At 41.2% G+C, this 6,520-nt stretch carries 5 protein-coding genes and 1 pseudogene; 3 read left to right on the plus strand and 3 right to left on the minus strand.

Annotated features, from left to right (window positions below; translation table 11 throughout):
- The first annotated feature begins 316 nt into the window (after positions 1-316).
- Positions 317-2,164 carry a caspase family protein gene (locus tag PN450_RS07480; protein ID WP_148763634.1) on the plus strand — a complete coding sequence of 616 codons (1,848 nt, stop codon included), beginning with the start codon at positions 317-319 and terminating at the stop codon, positions 2,162-2,164.
- Positions 2,165-2,189: 25 nt separating this feature from the next.
- Positions 2,190-2,330 (plus strand): hypothetical protein, encoded by a 141-nt coding sequence (locus PN450_RS07485; RefSeq protein ID WP_271835883.1) that lies wholly within the window; start codon positions 2,190-2,192, stop codon positions 2,328-2,330.
- Here PN450_RS07485 and PN450_RS07490 read toward each other — a convergent pair.
- Positions 2,327-2,704, minus strand: coding sequence for a Mo-dependent nitrogenase C-terminal domain-containing protein (locus PN450_RS07490; protein ID WP_148763632.1), 378 nt, complete (start codon positions 2,702-2,704; stop codon positions 2,327-2,329). The genes PN450_RS07485 and PN450_RS07490 overlap by 4 nt on opposite strands.
- A gap of 391 nt (positions 2,705-3,095) precedes the next feature.
- On the opposite strand from PN450_RS07490, the pseudogene PN450_RS07495 reads away from it, so the two are divergent.
- A pseudogene (locus PN450_RS07495) lies at positions 3,096-3,329 on the plus strand (SLC13 family permease); the annotation flags it as partial.
- A gap of 80 nt (positions 3,330-3,409) precedes the next feature.
- Here the strand turns inward: PN450_RS07495 and PN450_RS07500 are convergent.
- Together PN450_RS07500 and dapA are read right to left on the minus strand one after the other, a co-directional pair.
- On the minus strand, positions 3,410-5,176 hold the full coding sequence (locus tag PN450_RS07500; protein WP_271835884.1) for a ribonuclease J: 1,767 nt from the start codon (positions 5,174-5,176) through the stop codon (positions 3,410-3,412).
- 220 nt (positions 5,177-5,396) lie between these two features.
- A complete protein-coding gene (gene dapA / locus PN450_RS07505; RefSeq protein WP_148763628.1) occupies positions 5,397-6,299 on the minus strand; it encodes a 4-hydroxy-tetrahydrodipicolinate synthase in 903 nt (300 codons plus the stop codon).
- Between the last annotated feature and the right edge of the window lie 221 nt (positions 6,300-6,520).

Raw genomic sequence — 6,520 nt, forward strand, 5'->3', positions numbered from 1 at the left:
AATAAAACACTTCTTTGCGCTGATGGTTATTCCTACTTGCTAATTAATTCTATCATGTCACCGCGAATAAATTCGCCGTTGGCACTTCCTCCACGCATCTATTGCCAAGTGGCTTCCGTGCCTTTCGTTCTATTTGGTGATCGATCATGGAAATCGAGTGCAAGTATTTTACGATTATTTATGTTGTATAAACTACAACTAATTTCATCGAGAGGTGAAGATTAACTAAACTATTAAGATGTAAGTTAGCTTTGTGGTGAAAGCCCCGTGCTAACAGCAATTTCAGGCAAACAACAAACAACCGATAAAGAGCGGGATGGTAAATTACTGGGCGATCGCCATCGGCATTAATCAATATCAATCGTTTCAACCTCTCAGTTGCGCTCAAGCCGATGCTGAGGCAATTAAGGATTTTTTGGTGACACAAGCAGGTTTTCTTCCCGAAAAATGCCTGTTAATGACAAATACTTCACCCCCCATAGGAGAGCAATCCTCCTATCCGACAAAGGAAAACATCCTCTCGTTGCTAGAAGAATTAGCAGCCACATTCTGGCAGCCAGAGGACTGTCTATGGTTATTTTTTAGCGGCTACGGGGTTAACCACAAAGAACAAGATTATTTAATGCCAGTCGCAGGGAATCCTGATCAAGTTCCCGAAACCGGGATAGAAGTGCGATCGCTCTTACAGAGTCTACAAGTTACCGGACTCAATATCTTACTCATCTTTGATATTAACCGCGCTTTTGGAACTCAAGCCGATGCACCCGTAGGACAAGAAATCATCGAACTAGCCCAAGAACTGCAAATGGGGGCAATTATTTCCTGTCAACCTGAAGAATTTTCCCATGAAAGCACAGAATTAGGTCATGGTTTCTTCACAGCAGCATTATTAGAAGCCTTGGGTTCTGCAAAAGGCTACAACTTTGCCGATTTAGCCGCTTATCTGACTTATCTTACTCCCAAACTTTGTCAACACCACTGGCGACCAGTCCAAAATCCCATGACTGTGATTCCCACGACCCAGCCAGCTATTTTACCCACGTTGACATTAGATGAAAACTCAGAAGCACTAATTTTCCCAGCAGAAAGTTTTGCTATCACCCGGACTGCACCTCCTCTAGAAAATAGTCCCTCTAGCGCCACAGATAAGGCTTGGTGGACAGAGAATGCCTCAGTAGAGACTACTTTAAGCCAAATAAAGACCGGGGGAAATTTAGCACCTCCACCAGCCTCAGAGTCACTTATTAGCAGCAATTACACCTTAGCAACTTCCCCAGCATCCAAGCCGGGGGGCAGATTTATTCCCGCTCTCTCCACAGCTAACACCTATCCTTCATCCCAGTCTGAGCTACCAATTTGGCAACAGTTTATTATTTGGGGTGGCGGTACTATGGTGGTAGTAGGTTTAATTGCTACATTTTTACTCCGTAATCATGAGAGTTTCCGGTTTAAAAATTTCTCAAAAACAGTATCTAATCATCGGACTAGCAAACTTCCACTTCCCCAAATATTTCCCACTCCTCAAAATCCTAGTACAGCCCAAATCAATTCAAATACAGACTCTCATCAACGTAATCAAGCTATTTCCGACCTAGAAAAAATGTCTCTTGTCCCTACTCAACCGAGTAATTTAAGTATTGCGATCGCTAAAGCCCAAAGAACTCCAGCGGACGCACCACTATACGCCAAAGCTCAGGAGAATATTCAGGTTTGGTGTCAAATGATTTTAGAGTTGGCACAAGCACAAGCCAAACAAGGAAAATATGAAAATGCGATAGCAACTGCCCAGTTAATTACCAAAAAAGAGCCGCTTCATACCCAAGCCCAAACTGTCATTCAAAAATGGCAACTAGAAGCCAAGCAATATGTAAGCAATAAAACTCTCTTAGATGCAGCTACAGCTTTGATCATTCCTGAACAAGCATCTACATATAATCGCGCTATCGAAGTAGCCAAAAAAATCCAAAAAGGACAACCTGGGTTTGAAATTGCCCAAACGTCAATTAATCAGTGGAGTGAAAAAATTTTAGATTTAGCCAAAATCCGCGCCACTCAAGGAGATTTCAATGCCGCTGTCGCCACTGCTATATTAGTCCCAAAAGTGACGATTGCTTATGAAGATGCTCAGGATGCTATCCAAAAATGGCAACAGCAAAAGAATTAGTCAGTTGTTCGTTGTCAGTTGTCAGTTGTCAGTTGTCAGTTGTTCGTTGTCAGTTGTAAAACTACTACCTATTACCCATTACCTATTACCCATTACCCATTACCCATTACCCATTACCCATTACCCATTACCCATTACCCATTACCCATTACCCATTACCTATTAGCAATATTGGGAAATATCTTCGCCACAGGTATCAGCTAGATAGCACATCGCTTTAAATCGCAAACCTACTACTTCTTCGTATAAAGGATTAAGTTTACACATTGGCGGAATGTGAAACAGTGTTTTCCCAAATACTTTGACATCACGCTCAAATGGACACTGAGCCGGAATGTATTTACACAAACGATGAGCTAATAGGCGATCGCTTACTTGGATGTTATCTAGCCAATTACGCACAGGACGCAAAAAGTCCCAAATAGGCTGGGCTGCAACATGGTGCAATGGATTAACATTAGCTGCACTAGCCTCTACTGGATTTATAGAAATCCAACTTGCTAAAAAAATATTTTTGCTGGTATTTTTAGATACTTTCACAGTAATTCCTCTTTTCTTATGAGGGTATTCACTTGACTAATGAATATAGAGTATGACAAGAACCTGAAGCACAGAACAGGAAGGAAATTCTGTAAGAGGTGTAATTAACTGCTTCCTCTGATTGAATCTATATGTTAATACGTCAATCTGACCATAATTTCCCAAAAAGCAATACTGTACTTGTTCAATCTTATTAGTAACTTGGCACAGTTAAAATTCTAATAAAGACATCTGCCTTTAGTTGTGATTTCTTTTAACTGCAACAAAACTTATTATAGCAATAATTATCAATAATTAAGATTAAGAAAAATATTCTTACATAGCTAAATCTAGTCCGTGATTTTTACTAAATTCGTCATTTATAGTACCTTTTCCTTAACCTATCTAAGTATTGGTGTTGCTATTGAGCTTTACTTGTAGTCCTCTGAGCTTATTGATAGTCCTTACTTTTGGCTGTGGCATCCTCTCTGCCTACTTTCTCAATGACACCATAGCCCTAATTTTTACACCCCTCGCTTTAAGTCTAACTCTATCTTTAGGCTTAAATCCCATTCCCTACTTATTAGCTATAACCGGTGCGACTAACATTGGTTCTGTTACTACACTCAGCGGTAATCCTCAAAATAACTCTCAAACAAAAACGCAAAGATGCCAAAAAACACCTTTGCGCCTTTGCTCCTTAGCGTCTCTGCGCGAAATAATTCTTTAAGAAGCAACCGCAGTAGAACGAGTGCGTCGTCTTCTACCATCAGAAACCTTAGCAGCAGGTTCTTCAGGGACTTGCATCAACAACGTCAGAGAAGGTTGACATTGCAACTCTCTCCGCATAGAACGAGCCAATTCACGCTCTAATGTTTCCTGCAAACCAACCCAATCTGTATCAGCGGGTTGTCCTTCAACAGGTGAAAACTCTGACCAACGGACGCTGAGAATTTCTTCAATGCGTTGTTGTACCCATTTTTGCAACAGCGATCGCTCGATACTTGTCACCACACCCTGCATGAGAAGTTCTGGTTTAGCCATCAGCTTACCACTCCAATCAATAGCAGCAGCAATAGTCACAGTCCCTTCAGAAGCCATGCGTTGGCGTTCTTGCAACACTTTAGAACTAACCATACCAGAACTCGAAGTATCCACCAATTCAATCCCTGCTGGCACTTTCCCAGCAACGCGGATAGAATGTTCTGTCAACTCAATCACATCCCCATTTTCGATAATGATCATATTTTCTGCCGGAATGCCCATACTTTGAGCAGTTTCCGAATGCTTGACTAACATCCGATGTTCACCGTGAAATGGCACAAAGAACTTGGGACGAGTTAAAGCAATCATCAGCTTTTGTTCTTCCTGACAACCGTGGCCAGAAACGTGAATCCCCTTATCCCGTCCATAGACCACTTTTGCCCCCTGAATCATCAATTTATCAATGGTATTAACCACCGCAATTGTATTACCAGGAATGGGGTTAGCAGAGAATAAAACCGTATCTCCTTGGCGAATTTTGATATGGGGGTGTTCTTTATTAGCAATTCTTGTCATTGCTGCCATTCTTTCACCCTGAGAGCCAGTAGTTAAAATCAGCACTCTTTCATCTGGCATTCCCCGCACAGTATGCAACGGTTGGAACAGGCTATCTTCACATTTGATATAACCTAAATTGCGGGCATGGGCGATTAAATTCAGCATGGAACGCCCAACAATCGTCACTACACGATTATGTTTTCTTGCTAGTTGCAAAATCATGTTAATGCGATGGACGCTAGAAGAAAAGGTCGTGATAAATAAGCGTCCAGTTGCGTGGGAAAATTCTCGGTCAAGGTTAGGAAAAACAGCCCGTTCAGAAGGTGTAAATCCTGGCAATTCTGCGTTAGTGGAATCACTCAATAAGCAAAGTACGCCTTTTTCACCATGTTCTGCCAGACGTTGTAAGTCGAACTTCTCACCATCTACGGGAGTATGATCAATTTTAAAATCTCCGGTGTGGATAACTACGCCTATTGGTGTATGAATAGCAACAGTGAAGCTATCAGCAATGGAGTGGGTGTTACGGATATATTCAACTAAGAAATGTTTGCCAATTCGCACCATGTCACGGGGCATAACTGTTCTTAATTCTGTGCGATCTTTTACCCCAGCTTCTTCCAATTTACCCTCTAGCATTGCCATTGCTAGTCTTGGTCCATGAATCACTGGAATATCAAATTGCTTCAAGTGAAAAGCAATTCCCCCAATATGGTCTTCATGACCATGAGTGACGATCATCCCTTTAATTTTGTGGCGATTTTCTCGGAGATAAGTTGTGTCAGGTAATACAATATTTACCCCGTGCATGGCTTCTGTGGGAAATGCCAATCCTGCGTCTAAAAGGACAATTTCGTCTTCATACTCGAAAACGCAGGTATTTTTACCTATTTCGTGTAAACCGCCCAAAGGAATAATTTTGAGAGCGGAATTAGCTTCGTTTTTAACCATTTTGTCCTGGATATTTTTGTTAGTTGTGAATCAGTTGATAGTTCGGTTTCTGGGATGAAAGAAAAGACCAAATTTCTGTTTAAATTCAGTTTTTGATGGAGTCCTATTCAATTTTGTTTACCGAAAACGGACTTAAAACTGAATGATTTTTATATGATTCAGTTGTAGCACAGGTGTTTAAATTGCAATAAAGTAACAATTTGTACACATTATTTATAAATCACTCACCTATTGTGGTTGGGATTAAATTCAGTTTTTGCATGACTGACTCTAATTTTTTAGATACATCTGTATCAGCGTCACACAGGGGTAGACGAGTTGAACCTACTTCCCAACCTTGCAGTTTTAGTGCTTCTTTGACAGGAATGGGATTGGTAGTTAAAAATAAAGCTTTAAACAATGGGAACAGTTGCAGATGAATGTCGGTAGCAATTTGAGTTTTTCCCACTTTCCATGCTTGAATCATTTCTTGGATTTGATTACCCACCAAATGAGAAGCTACACTGACTATACCTTGAGAGCCGATCGCTAACATGGGCAGGGTTAAAGAATCATCTCCAGCGTAAATCTCAAATTCTTTTGGTGTCAAGCGACGGATTTCACTCACTTGATCTAAGTTACCACTGGCTTCTTTAATGGCAACAATGTTATTAATTTCTGCTAACTTGACCACTGTTTCTGAACTGAGGTTTTGACCTGTGCGCCCAGGAACGTTATATAACATCATTGGCAGGTCGGGACAGCATTGTGCTATTGCCTGGAAATGCCGATATAATCCAGCTTGTGGCGGTTTGTTGTAGTAGGGAACTACTTGTAAAGAACCATGTACTCCTATCTTAGCGGCTTTTTGGGTGGCAGCGATCGCTTCTTTGGTGTCATTAGAACCACATCCAGCCATTACTTTAGCTTTACCTGCTACAGTTTGCAATACCTCAGCAAATAATTGGTATTCTTCCTCCCAAGTCAGGGTTGGGGATTCTCCTGTTGTTCCACACACCACCAATGTATCTGTACCGTTGTTAACTAGATAATCTGCTAGTTTGGCAACTACATCATAATTAATACTACCGTCTGCTTTAAACGGCGTAATCATAGCGGTTACAACTGTTCCAAAATCTCCCACACTCTTTTCTCTCCTAATTTGTTAGTTGTCAGTTGTCAGTAGGGGCGAAGCATTTGGAAGATAAATTATCAGTCATTGCCAAAAATAGTTCTCCAAATGCTTCGCCCGTACAGTTGTCGGTTGTCAGTAGGGGCGAAGCATTTGGAAGATAAATTATCAGTCATTGCCAAAAATAGTTCTCCAAATGCTTCGCCCGTACAGTTGTCGGTTGTCAGTAGGGG

Source organism: Dolichospermum lemmermannii CS-548 (assembly GCF_028330815.1).
Taxonomy (GTDB): Bacteria; Cyanobacteriota; Cyanobacteriia; order Cyanobacteriales; family Nostocaceae; genus Dolichospermum; species Dolichospermum lemmermannii.